General features: G+C 70.7%; 17 protein-coding genes. 10 read left to right on the forward strand and 7 right to left on the reverse strand.

The features are described from left to right. Positions 1-4 precede the first annotated feature (4 nt). From ACFWJW_RS15680 to ccsB, 3 genes are read left to right on the forward strand one after another with little or no spacing between them, the layout of a single operon-like run. Entirely contained in the window at positions 5-766 is a 762-nt protein-coding gene (locus ACFWJW_RS15680; RefSeq protein ID WP_387240417.1) for a cytochrome c biogenesis CcdA family protein, read from the forward strand. Between the two features lie 3 nt (positions 767-769). Next, on the forward strand, positions 770-2,584 hold the full coding sequence (locus tag ACFWJW_RS15685; RefSeq protein ID WP_387240424.1) for a cytochrome c biogenesis protein ResB: 1,815 nt from the start codon (positions 770-772) through the stop codon (positions 2,582-2,584). Then, positions 2,581-3,672 (forward strand): c-type cytochrome biogenesis protein CcsB, encoded by a 1,092-nt coding sequence (gene ccsB, locus ACFWJW_RS15690; protein ID WP_387240428.1) that lies wholly within the window; start codon positions 2,581-2,583, stop codon positions 3,670-3,672. Before ACFWJW_RS15685 ends, ccsB begins: the two co-directional genes overlap by 4 nt. A gap of 167 nt (positions 3,673-3,839) precedes the next feature. Here the strand turns inward: ccsB and ACFWJW_RS15695 are convergent, their stop codons facing one another. The 4 genes from ACFWJW_RS15695 to ACFWJW_RS15710 form a co-directional block, all read right to left on the reverse strand. Then, a complete protein-coding gene (locus ACFWJW_RS15695) occupies positions 3,840-5,267 on the reverse strand; it encodes an alkaline phosphatase family protein (RefSeq protein WP_387240431.1) in 1,428 nt (475 codons plus the stop codon). Between the two features lie 214 nt (positions 5,268-5,481). After that, a complete protein-coding gene (locus ACFWJW_RS15700) occupies positions 5,482-6,171 on the reverse strand; it encodes a DUF4291 domain-containing protein (RefSeq protein WP_387240434.1) in 690 nt (229 codons plus the stop codon). An 81-nt stretch (positions 6,172-6,252) separates the two neighbouring features. Beyond that, positions 6,253-6,681 (reverse strand): nucleoside deaminase, encoded by a 429-nt coding sequence (locus ACFWJW_RS15705; RefSeq protein WP_387240634.1) that lies wholly within the window; start codon positions 6,679-6,681, stop codon positions 6,253-6,255. Positions 6,682-6,826: 145 nt separating this feature from the next. Beyond that, positions 6,827-7,252: a PLD nuclease N-terminal domain-containing protein gene (locus ACFWJW_RS15710; protein WP_387240437.1), complete on the reverse strand. Its 426-nt coding sequence runs from the start codon at positions 7,250-7,252 to the stop codon at positions 6,827-6,829. 88 nt (positions 7,253-7,340) lie between these two features. Between ACFWJW_RS15710 and ACFWJW_RS15715 the strand changes: the two genes are divergently transcribed. Continuing rightward, complete coding sequence (locus tag ACFWJW_RS15715) at positions 7,341-8,795, forward strand: menaquinone biosynthesis decarboxylase (protein ID WP_387240440.1); 1,455 nt, start codon at positions 7,341-7,343, stop codon at positions 8,793-8,795. Next, positions 8,792-9,697: a menaquinone biosynthesis prenyltransferase MqnP gene (gene mqnP, locus ACFWJW_RS15720; protein WP_387240443.1), complete on the forward strand. Its 906-nt coding sequence runs from the start codon at positions 8,792-8,794 to the stop codon at positions 9,695-9,697. Before ACFWJW_RS15715 ends, mqnP begins: the two co-directional genes overlap by 4 nt. A gap of 196 nt (positions 9,698-9,893) precedes the next feature. On the opposite strand, the gene ACFWJW_RS15725 is transcribed toward mqnP, so the two are convergent. Together ACFWJW_RS15725 and ACFWJW_RS15730 are read right to left on the reverse strand one after the other, a co-directional pair. After that, positions 9,894-10,517: a DUF4870 domain-containing protein gene (locus tag ACFWJW_RS15725; protein ID WP_387240446.1), complete on the reverse strand. Its 624-nt coding sequence runs from the start codon at positions 10,515-10,517 to the stop codon at positions 9,894-9,896. Between the two features lie 116 nt (positions 10,518-10,633). Further along, a complete protein-coding gene (locus tag ACFWJW_RS15730; RefSeq protein ID WP_387240449.1) occupies positions 10,634-11,227 on the reverse strand; it encodes a rhomboid family intramembrane serine protease in 594 nt (197 codons plus the stop codon). 117 nt (positions 11,228-11,344) lie between these two features. Here ACFWJW_RS15730 and ACFWJW_RS15735 point away from each other — a divergent pair, with 117 nt between their 5' ends. Beyond that, positions 11,345-12,073 (forward strand): UbiX family flavin prenyltransferase, encoded by a 729-nt coding sequence (locus tag ACFWJW_RS15735; RefSeq protein WP_387240453.1) that lies wholly within the window; start codon positions 11,345-11,347, stop codon positions 12,071-12,073. On the opposite strand, the gene ACFWJW_RS15740 is transcribed toward ACFWJW_RS15735, so the two are convergent. Next, complete coding sequence (locus ACFWJW_RS15740) at positions 12,070-12,201, reverse strand: hypothetical protein (protein ID WP_275451831.1); 132 nt, start codon at positions 12,199-12,201, stop codon at positions 12,070-12,072. The two genes, ACFWJW_RS15735 and ACFWJW_RS15740, sit on opposite strands and share 4 nt — an antisense overlap. A gap of 113 nt (positions 12,202-12,314) precedes the next feature. On the opposite strand from ACFWJW_RS15740, the gene ACFWJW_RS15745 reads away from it, so the two are divergent. The 4 genes from ACFWJW_RS15745 to ACFWJW_RS15760 all read left to right on the forward strand — a co-directional run bounded on the left by ACFWJW_RS15745 (position 12,315) and on the right by ACFWJW_RS15760 (position 15,100). Further along, positions 12,315-12,773, forward strand: coding sequence for an Lrp/AsnC family transcriptional regulator (locus ACFWJW_RS15745; RefSeq protein WP_042155701.1), 459 nt, complete (start codon positions 12,315-12,317; stop codon positions 12,771-12,773). 169 nt (positions 12,774-12,942) lie between these two features. Next, the gene (gene mqnE / locus ACFWJW_RS15750) at positions 12,943-14,106 is read left to right on the forward strand and encodes an aminofutalosine synthase MqnE (protein WP_387240637.1); all 1,164 of its coding nucleotides are present in this window, start codon (positions 12,943-12,945) and stop codon (positions 14,104-14,106) included. Between the two features lie 44 nt (positions 14,107-14,150). After that, positions 14,151-14,675, forward strand: a complete 525-nt coding sequence (locus tag ACFWJW_RS15755; RefSeq protein WP_387240458.1) for a GNAT family N-acetyltransferase — start codon at positions 14,151-14,153, stop codon at positions 14,673-14,675. A gap of 134 nt (positions 14,676-14,809) precedes the next feature. Next, on the forward strand, positions 14,810-15,100 hold the full coding sequence (locus ACFWJW_RS15760; RefSeq protein WP_387240461.1) for a DUF4229 domain-containing protein: 291 nt from the start codon (positions 14,810-14,812) through the stop codon (positions 15,098-15,100). Positions 15,101-15,415 lie beyond the last annotated feature (315 nt).

Raw genomic sequence — 15,415 nt, forward strand, 5'->3', positions numbered from 1 at the left:
TCACGTGACCGTGCTCGCCGCCGCCGCGCAGAACCAGACCGTCCTCAACGGCACCCTGCTCGCCGCCGCCCCCATCGCGCTGCTCGCCGGGCTCGTCTCGTTCTTCTCGCCCTGCGTGCTGCCACTGGTGCCCGGCTATATGTCGTACGTCACCGGCGTCACCGGCACCGACCTCGGCGAGGCCAGACGCGGCCGGATGCTGGCCGGCGCCGGCCTCTTCGTCCTCGGCTTCACCGCCGTCTTCGTCTCCGGCGGCGCGCTCTTCGGCTTCGTCGGCCGGGACCTCCAGGAGTACCGGGAGGTCATCTCGCGCGTCCTCGGCGTGCTGATGATCCTGCTCGGCCTGGCCTTCGCCGGCGTCCTCAAGAACTTCGGGCAGCGCGAATTCCGCTTCCACAAGAAGCCCGCCATGGGCCTGGCCGGCGCGCCGGTGCTCGGGGTGCTCTTCGGCGTCGGCTGGACGCCCTGCCTGAGCCCCACCTTCGCCGCCGTCAGCACGCTCACGTTCTACGATGCCAGCGCCGTCCGCGGCGCCCTGCTCACCGTCGCGTACTGCCTGGGCCTGGGCCTGCCGTTCATCGCGGTCGCGCTGGCCTTCCGCCGGGTGCTCGGCGCCTTCGGCTGGGTCAAGCGGCACTACGTGTGGGTGATGCGGCTCGGCGGCGGCATGATGATCGCGCTCGGCCTCCTCCTCGTCACCGGCGTCTGGGACAGCCTGATGTCCGAGGTGCAGGCATGGACGCAAAGCTCCACCGTTGGGATCTGATTGATGTCCACCAAGACCGGCACCCCCCGCGACCCGGGCCCCGCGGCCGACGGGGGCAGCGATCTCGGCGCGGCCGGGTCCCAGCTCTCGACCGCGCCCACCGAGGACGTCACCCTCCCCTCGCTCGGCCCCCTGGGCTGGGCGCGCTGGTTCTGGCGGCAGCTGACCTCGATGCGGGTCGCGCTGCTGCTGCTCTTCCTGCTGTCGATCGGCGCCATCCCCGGCTCGCTGATCCCGCAGACCAGCATCGACCCGGTCAAGGTCGACCAGTTCAAGGCCGAGCACGGCACCCTCGCCGACATCTACGACAAGCTCGGGATGTTCCACGTCTACAGCTCGGTGTGGTTCTCGGCGATCTACCTGCTGCTGTTCATCTCGCTGATCGGCTGCATCGTGCCGCGCAGCTGGCAGTTCGTCGGACAGCTCCGCGGCCGCCCGCCGGGCGCCCCGCGCCGGCTGACCCGGCTGCCCGCCTACACCACCTGGCGCACCGACGCGGCGCCCGAGGAGGTCCTCGGGGCGGCGCAGCGGCTGCTGAAGAAGCGGCGGTTCCGCGCCCACCGGGACGGCACCGCGGTCGCCGCCGAGAAGGGCTATCTGCGGGAGGTCGGCAACCTCGTCTTCCACCTCGCGCTGATCGTGATGCTGGTGGCGTTCGCCGTCGGCAGCCTGTGGAAGTCCGAGGGCGGCAAGCTGATCACCGAGGGCGACGGCTTCGCCAACAGCCTCACCCAGTACGACGACTTCAAGTCCGGTGCCTTCTTCGACACCGACACCCTGGAGCCGTTCGGCTTCACCCTCGACAAGTTCGAGGCGACCTACGAGCGGTCCGGCCCGCAGAAGGGCACCCCGCGGGTCTTCCGCGCCCACATCAGGTACTTCTCCGGCGCGGACGGCAAGGAGCACAAGACCGCGATCGAGGTGAACACCCCCCTCGACATCGCCGGCTCCAAGGTCTACCTGCTCTCGCACGGCTACTCGCCGGAGGTCACCGTCAAGGACGGCCGCGGAAAGGTCGTCTACCAGGGCGCGGTGCCCTTCCTCCCGCAGGACCCCAAGAACTTCACCTCGACCGGTGTGGTGAAGGTCCCGGGCGCGCAGACCAAGGACGGCAAGCGCAATCAGCTCGGCTTCCAGGGCTTCTTCGTGCCGACGTTCGGCGGCAAGGGCTCCGGCTCGATGTTCTCCCAGTTCCCGGCGCTGGACTATCCGGTGCTGACACTGACCGCCTACCACGGTGACCTGGGCGTCGGCTCCGGGCTGCCGCAGAACGTCTACCAGCTCGACAAGAAGCGCCTCAAGCAATACAAGGACAAGGGCGCCCCGGTCGCGAAGATGATGCTGCCCGGCGAGACGATGAAGCTGCCCCACGGTGACGGCAGCATCAAGTTCACCGGCATCAAGAGCTGGGCCAGCTTCAAGATCAGCCACCAGCCCGGCAACGGCCTCGCCCTGACCGGCGCGGCCGCCGCCCTGGTCGGCCTGGCCGGCTCGCTGTTCATCCAGCGGCGCCGGGTGTGGGTCCGCGCCGAGCCGGGCGCCGACGGCCGCACCATCGTCGAGCTGGCCGGACTCGGCCGCAGCGAGTCCCCCCGGCTGCCGGAGGAGCTCGCCGAGCTCGCGCTGGCACTGGAGCCCGACGCCCCCCTCGCCCCGGCCGACGACACCGGCCCGGCCGACGACACCGCCCCGGCCTCCGCCCCGAAGCCCGACCCGAAGCCCGGACCGGCCCCGCACACCGGCCCCGGCTCCGAAGACCCCGCGGAGCCCACCGACTCCGCCGGACCTGCTGACCCCTCTGAAGGAGCGCGCGCGTGAACCTCGCTGCCGCAGCCAACGAGACAATGGCGCACAACAGCAACCTGCTGGTCTATTCGGCGATGGCGGTCTACACGCTCGCCTTCCTCGCGCACATGGCCGAGTGGGTGTTCGGCAGCCGCAGCAAGGTCGGCCGCACCGCCGCCGCCCTGACCACCCCGGCCAAGGCGCCCGCGACGGCGTCCGTCCAGGCCGGGTCCGGCGGCGCCACGGGAACCGCCGTACTGGAGCGCCCCAAGGTCGTCACCAGGTCCGTCGCCGGCAGCCGCGACGTCCCCGACGGGCCGGGCGCCGCGGGCGGCACCGAGAAGGGCGACCTCTACGGACGGATCGCCATCTCGCTGACCGTGCTGGCCTGGGGGCTGCACGTGGGCGGCGTCATCACCCGCGCCCTGTCCGTGCAGCGTGCCCCCTGGGGCAACATGTACGAGTTCTCCACGACCTTCGCCGCGGTCGCGGTCGGCGCGTACCTGCTGCTGCTCGTACTCAAGAAGAACGTCCGCTGGATCGGGCTCCCCCTGATCACCACCGTGCTGCTCGACCTCGGTCTGGCCGTCTCGGTGCTCTACACCGCCAGCGACCAGCTGGTGCCGGCACTGCACTCGTACTGGCTGTGGATCCACGTCAGCTGCGCGATCATCTCCGGCGCCGTGCTCTACCTCGGCGCCGTCGCCACGCTGCTGTTCCTCTTCCGCGACCGCCACGAGGCCAAGCTCGCCGACCCGGCGGCCAAGCAGCCCGGCACCTTCGCCACCTCCGTGCTGGAGCGGCTGCCCTCGGCCGCCTCGCTCGACAAGTTCGCCTACCGCATCAACGCCACCGTCTTCCCGCTGTGGACGTTCACCATCATCGCGGGCGCCATCTGGGCCGAGGCCGCCTGGGGCCGCTACTGGGGCTGGGACCCCAAGGAGGTCTGGACCTTCATCACCTGGGTCGCCTACGCCGGCTACCTGCACGCCCGCGCCACCGCCGGCTGGAAGGGCCGCAAGGCCGCCTGGCTCGGCCTGATCGCCTTCGCCTGCTACCTGTTCAACTACTACGGCGTGAACATCTTCGTGACCGGTCTGCACTCGTACGCGGGAGTCTGACCGCGGCGGCCCCCCGCCCGACCCACGGCGGTGCGCGCCACCGTCCCCGGTGCCGTACGGAACGCCTCGCCCCGAGGCCGCCCGTACGGCACCGTCGTTCCCGGGCGCGCCCGGCCCGCGTCCGCGCCGCCGACCGTCCCTCAGCGCCGCCCGCGCCCTCAGCGCCCTCAGCGCCGCCGGCGCCGCCCGCGCTCCTGACGCGGCGGCCGCTGCCCGCCGCCCGGCAGCGTCGGCTTCGGCAGATGCGCCACCTCCCACTGCGCCTCGGCCAGCTGCTCGGCGGTGTCGTCCGGCAGCCGCGGCGGCCGGCGCACCCGGTGGCGGAAGCCGAACGCGGAGGTCAGATCGCCGAAGGCGGACCGCCGCCAGTCACTGATGTTCGGCTCCGCGACGCCCGTCCAGCGCTCCAGGAACTGAAGCACCGAGGTGTGGTCGAAGGGATCGCCGGCCGCCCAGCCGCCCACCGTCCACGGCGACACGATCAGACACGGCACCCGGAAGCCGCCGCCGATCGGCAGGCCCCGGACGAACTCGTCCGCCGTCCCCGGCGGCGGCACCGGCGGCGGCACATGATCGAAGAGCCCGTCGTTCTCGTCGTAATTGAGGATGAAGACGGTCTTCGCCCACACCTTCCGGTTGGACGCGATCGCCTCGATCTTCTTCGCGACGTAGTCGGCGCCGGCCGCCGGCAGATAGTCCGGATGCTCGGACTGATGGCTGGTGGGGATCAGCCAGGACACCGCCGGCAGCCGGTCGGCGCGGGCGTCGTCCTCGAAGGTGCCGGCCGGCTGCGCCCGCATCCCCCGCTCGTAGAGCGGCTCCCCGGGCTTGGCGTCCCGGAACGTCTGGAACTGCTCCAGGAGATTGCAGCCGTAGTCGTCCTCCTCCTGGTAGACCTTCCAGCTGATGCCCGCCGCCTCCAGCCGCTCCGCGTAGGTCGTCCAGCGGTACGGCCGCGGCGCGGTGTTGTTCAGCACCGGCCCGCCCCGGGTACCGCCCGGGTCGAGCGTGCCGGTCATCCAGTACAGCCGGTTGGGCCACGTCGGCCCGAACACCGAGCAGAAGTAGTTGTCGCAGAGGGTGAAGGTCTCGGCGAGCGCGAACTGGAACGGGATGTCCGCCCGCGTGTGATACCCCATCACATACGGCCCGTTGACCCCGTCCGCCTTCCGGTGCGCGGGCAGCCAGCGGTCCATCTTCCCGCCGTTCCACGCCTCGTGCTGCACGGACCAGGCATGGCTGGTGGAGGGGATGGCCTGCGCGCTGGAGGTGTGGGTGTTCAGGCGGAACGGCAGCAGATAGCCGTCCGGGTTCTGCGCGTCCGGCTGATGGAAGACGGACCGGCCGTCCGGCAGCGTCAGCGCGTCCGGGTCGGCGAAACCACGGACCCCGCGCAGGGTCCCGAAGTAGTGGTCGAACGACCGGTTCTCCTGCATCAGCAGCACGACGTGCTCGACGTCGTGCAGCGAGCCGTGACGTGCCGGTCCGGCGGCGACGGCCTGCTGCACGCTGGGCGGCAGCAGCGACAGCGCGGCGGCGCCGCCGACCGCGCCGGCCGCGGAGCCGAGGAGTCTTCGTCGGGTCATGTCAGGCATATGAGCCACTCTCCCTGAGTCGCGGGAGCCCTCAGCGGGCCGACTTGACTGTGGCGGCGGCTGAGTCTCCCGGGCAGGGGGAGGTTGCTGAACGATGCGGCAAATGGCTGTGAACGGCGCTGAGTTGGCCGGACCTCGCTACGTCCCGTACGCCACACGAAGCAGCGCACGGCGGACTGCGCGATGGCGGGAATTACGCGTTTGCGCAGCGACGTCAGGACACGCGGCGCAGGCCCGGAGTTCCCTCGGGTGCAGGGTAGGGACGCTCCTCGGGCAGCAACGCGGCGGCCGCCGCGGTCTCCCCGGCCCGCACCAGCGCATGGACCTCCCGCGCCAGCGGGGTGACATCCCTGATCGCCACCGTCCACTCATCCGCGTACCGCCGCGACGCCTCCCCCGCCAGCCCCAGCTGAAGCGAACGGTACGGCAGCGCCCGCAACCCCAGATCGCGCTCCGGATCCCACTGCACCCGCGCCGGCGCCCCCTTCAACTCCCGCCGCCACGCGCCGCGATCGGCATGCTCGTCCGCGTCGAAATGTGACAGACAGGCATGCCGCAACGCCCAGTCGAACCCGCTCCGCTCGATCTCGACCGCCAGCACGGTCTCCTGATCCGCCTTCTCGCCCCACCCGCAGCGGTACATCATCCACAGGAAAGAGGGCTTGATCCATGTCATCCGCTCCCGCTTCCAGGCCGCGGGAAACCGCCCGTCCCGCGCGGCCGGCAGCCCGAGCGCGGGGGAGTACGCCTGGTACACGGTGACGGTCGTGCCGGTGTGCAGGGCGCGAATACGGCGCTGGGGCTCGGCGGGGGCTGCGGGACCGTCCGTAGTGGTGTCCACGGGGGTACGGGGAGCCGGGACGGGGCCGTGGGGCTGGTAGAGCTGGTGGTCATGGCTGGTCATCCTGGCGGAGGGCCGGGCGGCGGGCCGGCGAATTGCGGGGGCGGGGACCGTGCGAGGCGCGGGAGGGGGCGTCCCCACCGCTCACTCGTCCCCGATGTCCTCCCGCCACAGTTCCGGCCGCGCCCCGATGAAGTCCCGCATCATCGACGCGCACTCGGGGTCGTCCAGCAGCACGATCCGGACGCCGTGCCGGGCCAGCCAGTCGTGGCCGCCGTGGAAGGTGCGGGCCTCGCCGATGACCACCCGGGAGATGCCGAACTGGCGGACCAGGCCGCTGCAATACCAGCAGGGGGAGAGGGTGGTGACCATCGTCGTGCCGCGGTAGCCGCGCCGGCGGCCGGCCGCGCGGAAGGCCGCGGTCTCGGCGTGCAAGGTGGGGTCGCCGTCCTGGACCCGGCGGTTGTGGCCGCGGCCCAGCAGGGTGCCGTCCGGCCCGTAGAGCGCCGCGCCGATCGGGATGCCCCCCTCGGCCAGCCCGGCCCGCGCCTCGGCGACGGCCGTCGCCAGCATGCCGCGGGCCTGCTCCTGGAGATGGTCGGGGTGCCCGGTCGGGTCGCTGTGCCCGTCGACGCGGCCGTGCAGCCGGAACTCGTCGCGGTCCTGCCCCCAGTCCTGCGTACGGTCCATGGACTCACCGTACGCCGCGGACCGTGCCTCAGCCCGTGGCCGGCGGGGTGTCCTCCGGGCCGTTCGCGTCGCCCGGCCGGCCCTCCTTGCGGCGCAGCTCCTCCTCGCGGCGGCGCAGATCGGCCTCCCAGTCCTTCAGCAGCGCCTCGTCCTTCTTGTTCTCGTTCTTGAGGGACTGGAGGAACTCGGGGTTGTCGTCCGGCGCGACGAACTTCGTACGGTGGTTGCGGTGCCACTGCGACGGCGTGCTGCCGCCGCCCGCCACCGGCTGCCGCTGCTTGCCCGCCACCAGCCAGGCGACCGGGCCGACCAGTACCTCGCCGAAGAGCAGGATGATCAGGACCCAGACCACCTTGGGCAGGCCGCGCACCTGCGATTCGGGTGTGTTGAGGCAGTCGATGAACGCGTAGATCCACAGCGCCAGCACCAGTAGGAACGGCAGATACCTGAGCATTGTGGGACGGTCCCCCTGCGCGCGACGGCGGGCCCACGGCGGGGCCCGGTGACCCGTCCAGGGTAGTGCGTACCCGATACTGGAACGCATGGCTTATGACGATCTTCGCTCGTTCCTGCGCGCGCTCGAGCGGGAAGGCGACCTCAAGCGCATCAAGGCCGAGGTCGACCCGTATCTGGAAGTCGGCGAGATCGTGGACCGGGTGCAGAAGTCCGGCGGCCCGGCGCTGCTCTTCGAGAACGTCAAGGGCTCGGCGATGCCGCTCGCCATGAACGTCTACGGCACCGACCGCCGCCTGCTCAAGGCGCTGGACCTCAAGGCGTACGAGGACATCAGCGGCAAGATCGGCGGCCTGCTCAAGCCGGAGCTGCCGCACGGGTTCGTCGGCGTGCGCGAGGCGTTCGGCAAGCTCGCCGGCATGACGCACGTCCCGCCGAAGAAGGTCAAGGAAGCGCCCGTCCAGGAGGTCGTGCTCCGGGGCGACGAGGTCGATCTGGACCGGCTCCCGGCGCTGTTCACCTGGCCGGAGGACGGCGGTTCCTTCTTCAACCTGGGGCTCACGCACACCAAGCACCCCGAGACCGGCGTCCGCAACCTGGGCCTCTACCGCCTCCAGCGCCACGACAAGCGCACCATCGGCATGCACTGGCAGATCCACAAGGACAGCCGCAACCACTACCAGGTCGCCGCCAAGCGCGGCGAGAAGCTGCCCGTCGCCATCGCCTTCGGCTGCCCCCCGGCCGTCACCTACGCCTCCACCGCCCCGCTCCCCGGCGACATCGACGAGTACCTCTTCGCCGGCTTCCTCCAGGGCAAGCGGATCGAGATGGTCGACTGCAAGACCGTCCCGCTTCAGGTCCCCGCGAACGCCGAGGTCGTCATCGAGGGCTGGCTGGAGCCCGGCGAGATGCTGCCCGAGGGCCCGTTCGGCGACCACACCGGCTTCTACACGCCGCAGGAGCCGTTCCCGGCGCTGACCATCGACTGTGTGACGATGCGTAAGCGGCCGCTGCTCCAGTCGATCGTGGTCGGCCGCCCGCCGACCGAGGACGGCCCGCTCGGCCGCGCGACGGAGCGGTTCTTCCTCCCGCTCCTCAAGATCATCGTCCCGGACATCGTGGACTACCACCTCCCCGAGTCCGGCGGCTTCCACAACTGCGCGATCGTCTCGATCGACAAGAAGTACCCCAAGCACGCCCAGAAGGTCATGCACGCCATCTGGGGCGCCCACATGATGTCGCTGACCAAGCTGATCGTGGTCGTGGACGCGGACTGCGATGTGCACAACCTCCACGAGGTGTCGTGGCGGGCGCTCGGCAACACCGACTACGCCCGCGACCTCACCGTCGTCGAAGGTCCCGTCGACCATCTCGACCACGCCTCCTACCAGCAGTTCTGGGGCGGCAAGGCGGGCATCGACGCGACGGAGAAGTGGCCCGAGGAGGGCTACACCAGGGACGGCGGCTGGCCCGAGATGGTCGAGTCCGACCCGCGGACGGCGGCGCTGGTCGACCGCCGCTGGAAGGAGTACGGCCTCTCGTGAGCAGCGCATCCGCAGCCGTCCCACAGCCGGGCCGCACCAAGGCATTCCTGCGCCTGGTGATGATCGAGCACTCGGTCTTCGCGCTGCCCTTCGCCTACATCGCCGCGCTGACCGCGATGTACGAGGAGGGCGGCCGGCGCATCCAGTGGGGCCCGCTGCTCCTCGTCACCGTCGCCATGGTCGGCCTGCGCACCTTCGCGATGGCCGCGAACCGCGTCATCGACCGCGAGATCGACGCCCGTAACCCGCGCACCGCGCAACGGGAACTGGTCACCGGCGCGGTCTCGGTGAAGTCCGCCTGGACCGGCGCACTGATCGCGCTCGTCGTCTTCCTGGGCGCCGCCGCCCTGCTGAACCCCCTGTGCCTGGCGCTCGCGCCGCTCGCGGTGGTGCCGATGGTGGTCTATCCGTACGGCAAGCGGTTCACCAACTTCCCGCAGGCGATCCTCGGCCTCGCCCAGGCGATGGGCCCGGTCGGCGCCTGGCTCGCGATCACCGGGGCCTGGTCCTGGGAGGCCGTGATCCTCGGCCTCGCGGTCGGCATCTGGATCGGCGGCTTCGACCTGATCTACGCCTGCCAGGACGTGGAGACGGACCGTGAGATCGGCGTGAAGTCCGTCCCGGCCCGCTTCGGCATCCCGGCCGCGATCTGGGGCGCCCGCGGCTGCCACCTCGTCACGACGGGCCTCTTCGCCTGGTACGCCGTGGCGACCGGCGCGGGGGTGTTCCTCTGGCTGGGCCTGGTGATCGTGGCGGCGGCGTTCCTGTACGAGCACACGATCGTCAAGCCCCACGACCTGACCCGCCTGAACCGGGCGTTCTTCCAGGTCAACGGCTTCATCGGGATCGCGCTGTTTGTTTGTGCGCTGCTGGATCTGTTGGTGCGGGGGCTGGCGGTCTGAGGGGTGCGGGCGGGCGTCGGCGGGTGGATGCTGCGCCCCGCCCCTGCCCCGCCGTGCCTGCTGCCTCCCTCTTATCCGGCAACGATTACGTAGCGTAATCAGTTCCTTGCGGTGCGTGCGGGCTTGTTGCTCGGGCGGGCCGCGCCACGGTCGGTCAGGCGTTGTCGGTAGTCGCTCGGCCCCGCCTGACGGGTGTTCAGCCCTTGCTGAGGGGCCAGGCGATCAGGCGGGGGTAGGTCCACAGTTCGCCGCGGGTGGCCTTGACCGTGCCTATGACCGCGCAGATGACGCCGGACAGGGCGTAGGCGCCGAAGATGGCGATCACGGTGATCAGGGGGACCGCGAGGCCGGAGCTGTTGCGCTGTTCCTCCGTGGCGACCGCGGCGAAGGTGAAGGCGCTGGCGACGTACAGCACCAGCCCGAAGGCCGCCATGATGGCCTGGGTGATGCCGTAGTTCACGGCCTGGGTGGCGTGGTGGCGGATGTACGGGTCGTGCTGGTGGCGGTCGTTGCCGCGCAAGGACAGCGGGTAGATCCAGCCGAGGAAGGCGCCCAGGCCGCAGCACATCATCGTGCCCCCGGTGATGGTCAGCAGCGCGCCGAGGTGGGACCACATCGCGGGGCCCGAGGAGGGGGCGGGCGGCCGGGGGCCATAGCCGGGCTGCGGGGTGCCGGGGTAGCCGTAGCCCCCGGGTTGTGGCGCGCCCGGCTGAGGCGGGCCCGGCTGCGGCGCGCCGGGCCAGCCCTGCTGGGGTGCCCCGTACGGCTGCTGTGGTCCGCCGGCCGGTGGACCGTATCCGGGCTGGTGGTAGTCGGACATGCTGTGCTCACCCCGTGGTTACTGCGTGGCGCCTCAGGTGCCGTGTGGCACGCGCGCGACCGTGCGTCCGCCCCGTGACCGTGCGTCCGGCCCCGCGGCTCCCGTTCGGATCGAGGCTATGCGATGGGTCGGACATCGGCGGCGGGCAGGGCGCCGGGAGCGCGCCCCCGGAAGACGAAGGCCGCCAATACCCCGCCTATCAGCCCGAACAGATGCCCCTGCCAGCTGATGCCGCTGTCGGTCGGGAGCGCGCCCCACAGGATCGAGCCGTAGAGCACGCCCACCACCAGGCCGATGCCGATGTCGAGGAGCTTGCGCTCGATGAAGCCGCGCACCAGGAGATAGCCGAAGAGTCCGAAGACGACTCCGGAGGCGCCCGCGGTGTTGCTGTCCGGCGCGGCCGTGAACCAGACGCCCAGTCCGCTGGTGAGGATGATCAGCGCGGCGACGGCGAGGAAGCGGCGCACCCCGCTGCGCAGCGCGGCGACCAGGCCGAGCAGCAGCAACGGCAGGGTGTTCGCCACGAGATGGCCGAAGCCGAAGTGCAGGAAGGCGGCGGGCACGACGTCGGCGAGCTCGGCGGGTTCGCGCGGGGTGATCCCGAAGGTGTCCAGTGCGCCGCCGGTGGCGAAGTCGACGCCCTCCAGCAGCCAGAGCAGGGCCACCCAGCCCAGCATCAGGCAGATCGCGGGCTTCGCGCGTGAGGTCATCTCCGGCCGTCCCTTCTCGTCCCCCGGTGGGGCGGCCCCCGGCGGAGGTCCGCGAGGGGGCGCACAGGTAGGAACGGCCGTGAGGGGGTCTGTGGTTCCGCCGGATAGGCTCGATGCGTGGAGCCGCCGCACATCGACACCAGTAAGCAGGACCCCGGCCGCCGCCGTCCGTGGGTCGTGGGGATCTCCGGCGCGTCCGGGACGCCGTATGCCGCGTCCGTGCTGCGCGGGCTGCTCGCCGCCGGGGAGGCGGTGGACCTGATCGTCAGCCGGGCGTCGCGGCTGACCCTCCTGGACGAGACGGGGATCGCCTTCCGGGACGCTCATTGGCGCACTGACCTGCGGGAATGGCTGGCGCGCGGAGCCGATGGCAAGCCGGCGACGTTTCCGGTGACGGAGGCGGACCTGGCGGAGGTGCGCTATTGGCCGGCCGGGGATCTGGCGGCCGGGCCCTCCTCGGGTTCGTATCCGGTGAAGGGGATGCTGATCGTCCCGGCGAGCACGGCGTGTGTGGCCGGGGTGGCGCTCGGGCTCTCGAAGGATCTGCTCCAGCGGGTGGCGAGCGTGACGCTCAAGGAGCGGCGGCGGCTGGTGGTCGCGGTGCGCGAGACCCCGTTGAACGGGCCGACGCTGAAGCATCTGGTGACGCTGGACGAGGCGGGCGCCGTGGTGCTGCCCGCCTCACCGGCGTTCTATGCGGGGGCGACGCACATCCAGGATCTGGTGGACTTCGTCGCGGGCCGGGTGCTCGATGCGGCCGAGGTGCCGCACGGGCTGTACCGGCGCTGGGAAGGGGAGCTGCGGGGTGGCTCCAGGGAAGTGGAGGAGGCCCCGGAGGCTCCTTAGCGCTGCTTCGCTGCGGCGCGGCCGAAGAGGCGCCGGGTCCGCGGTGCCGCGGAGCGGTGGGCACGTGAACGATTGGCCTGGTCCTGAAGCTCGCGCATGCGGGCGTAGGCCATCTCGATCGAGTACACGGTGACAACTCCTGTGAGATCGTCTCTGAAAGATTTACAGGGCTAATGCCCTGCGTGCCTTAGATTCTACAGCCAGAACACGAAAATGCGTAAAGATTGGAAGGCTTGAGGGCATGGACGCGGTGGATAGGCAGCTCATCCAGGCACTTCGCGAGAACGGCCGGGCCTCGTATGCGGAGCTCGGCCGGCTCGTCGGCCTCTCCGGGCCCAGCGTCACGGACCGGATCAACCGCCTGGAGGCGGCCGGCGTGATCACCGGCTACCGCGCGACGGTCGACGCCGCCTCGCTCGGCCTCGGCGTCACGGCGCTGGTGGGCATCTCGCTGTCGGACGCCACCGACCACGAGGACGTCGCACAACGGCTGCGCGACCTCGAGGAGATCGAGGACTGCTGGTTCATCGCCGGCGACGACTCGTACATGCTCAAGGTGCGGGTGGGGGACGTGGACGGCCTGGAGCGCACCATCCGGCGGCTGTCCGGCACCAAGGGCGTCTCCCGTACGCGCACCACGATCGTGCTCTCCACCAAGTGGGAGAACCGCGTCGGCCAACTGCCCGAAGAGGCCGAATAGGCCACCGGGCGCCGCCGGTACCCGCCGGGGCGGACGGGCGCGCCAGGGGGCTCCGTCCGCCTCCCTTACGGGGGAGTACGCTCGACGAAGCCCGTTTCGGCTCCGAAGGAACGGCACCGGAACGGCACCGATACGGCAGAGACTGGGAGGCGACCGGATGGCTGCGTCGATGGATGTGGGCCTCAAGCGCGAGCTGGAGGCGAAGGTCCACGCCGGGGAGCGGCTGACCCGCGAGGACGGTATCGCCCTCTACGAGTCCGACGACCTGGCGTGGCTGGGCGGCCTCGCCCATGAGGTGCGTACCCGCAAGAACGGCGACGTCGTCCACTTCAACGTCAACCGTCACCTCAACATGACGAATGTGTGCACCGCGTCGTGCGCCTACTGCTCCTTCCAGCGCAAGCCGGGCGAGAAGGACGCGTACACGATGCGCATCGAGGAGGCCGTCCGCCTCGCCAAGGCGATGGAGAACGACAACCTCACCGAGCTGCACATCGTCAACGGGCTCCACCCCAACCTGCCGTGGCGCTACTACCCGCGCTCGCTCAGCGAGCTGAAGAAGGCCCTGCCGAACGTCTCCCTGAAGGCGTTCACCGCCACCGAGATCCACCACTTCGAGACCATCTCCGGGCTCTCCGCCTCCGAGATCCTCGACGAGCTGATCGACGCCGGCCTGGAGTCGCTGACCGGCGGCGGCGCCGAGATCTTCGACTGGGAGATCCGGCAGCACATCGTCGACCACCGCACCCACTGGGAAGACTGGTCGCGCATCCACCGCCTCGCCCACGAGAAGGGCCTCAAGACCCCCTCGACGATGCTCTACGGGCACATCGAGGAGCCCCGCCACCGCGTCGACCACGTGCTGCGGCTGCGTGAGCTCCAGGACGAGACCGGCGGCTTCCAGGTCTTCATCCCGCTGCGCTACCAGCACGACTTCGTGGACATGCAGGACGGCAAGGTCCGCAACAAGCTCCAGGCCCGGACGACGATGGCGACCGGCGCCGAGGCCCTGAAGACCTTCGCGGTCTCCCGCCTGCTCTTCGACAACGTCCCGCACATCAAGTGCTTCTGGGTGATGCACGGTCTCCAGACCACCCAGCTCGCCCTCCAGCACGGCGCGGACGACATGGACGGCTCGGTCGTCGAGTACAAGATCACGCACGACGCGGACAACTACGGCACGCCGAACAAGCTGACCCGTGAGGACCTGCTGGAGCTGATCCGCGACGCCGGCTTCCGCCCCGTCGAGCGCAACACCCGCTACGAGGCCATCCGCGAGTACCCGGGCCCGGACCCGGACCGCCGCGAATCCCCGCAGCCGATGCGCGTCTGACCTGCTCGGGAGCGCCGTCGGCGGGGAGCGTTAGGGTCCGGGTCATGAACGTGCGTTTCGACCTGGACCCTTCCGTCACCCCCGAACTCCATGACGGAATATGTGCGTTGTGGGCCGATGTCTCCAACGCCGGGGGCGCGGTCGGGTTCGTGCCGCCGGTGACCCGCGAGGACGTCCGCCCGGAGCTGCGCAAGCATCTGACGGCCATGGCCGAGGGCCGCCAGCGCCTGGTGGCCGGCCGGGACACGGACGGCCGGGTGCTGGCCACGGCGTTCCTCACCACCAACACCCACCGCCTGATGAAGCACTGGCTGTGGGTCTACACCGTCATGGTCCACCCCACCCTCCAGGGCAAGGGCGCCGGCCGCCGGCTGATGGCGGCGGTCGCCGACGCCGCCCGCTCCGTCGAGGGGATCACCGCGCTCCGCCTCACCTGCCGCGGCGGCTCCGGCGCCCGCCCCTTCTACGAGGCGTGCGGCTACCAGGAGGTCGGCCGGGTGCCCGGCGCGATCCGGGTGGCGGACGACGACTACCGCGACGACATCACCATGTGGCTGGATCTGGGCTGACGGCCGGGCCGGGTGCCGTGCCGGGCGGGCCGCGCCATGACCGGGCTGCGCCGGGGGCCGCGAAGATCGCCCGAAGCGCTGTGCTTGACTGGATGCAGACCCTTTAGGTTGCCGTTGAGGAGAAGGTCCCATCCGTGAGTAGCCACAACTTCGCCACGCTCCGCTACACCGCCCTTCGCATCGGCCTCTTCGTCGCCTCGTTCGCCGTGGTGTGGGTGCTGGCCTACGTCCACGTGATCCCGCTCGGACTCGGCGCCTCCAACATCTTCTGGCTGCTGCTGCTCGCCGTGGTGATCTCCGCGCCGCTCAGCTTCGTGCTGCTGCGCAAGCAGCGGGACGCGATGGCCCAGCAGATCGCCCCCAGGGTCGACCGTCAGCGTGCGCGCTTCGCGGCCAGCGTCGGCCAGGAGGACGGCCTGAAGTAAGGCCGCCCCTCCGGGGCCACCGGACCCGTGATGTAACACGCCTCACAGCCGCTTCGTCGCGACAGGCGCCCGTCGCCGTGGACTTCGCTCCACGGGCGGGCGCCTGTCGCGTTTCTGACGGCGGGTCCGGTGTGGGGACCGCCTCCCGGAACCCAAAGATTTTCTTTGGGTTCCTCAAAGTTCAAGTGTTAACGTTCGTGTCATGAAGACAGCAGCCGCGCCTCCGTCCCCCATGAGCACTCCGCTCGTGGCGCGCCTGCATGTCGATCTCTGCCGCTGTATGTCCGCGGCCTGTTGCCGCCGCTGACCTCTCTC

Origin of the sequence: Streptomyces sp. NPDC127097 (genome assembly GCF_042724075.1) — a bacterium.
GTDB lineage: Bacteria > Actinomycetota > Actinomycetes > Streptomycetales > Streptomycetaceae > Streptomyces.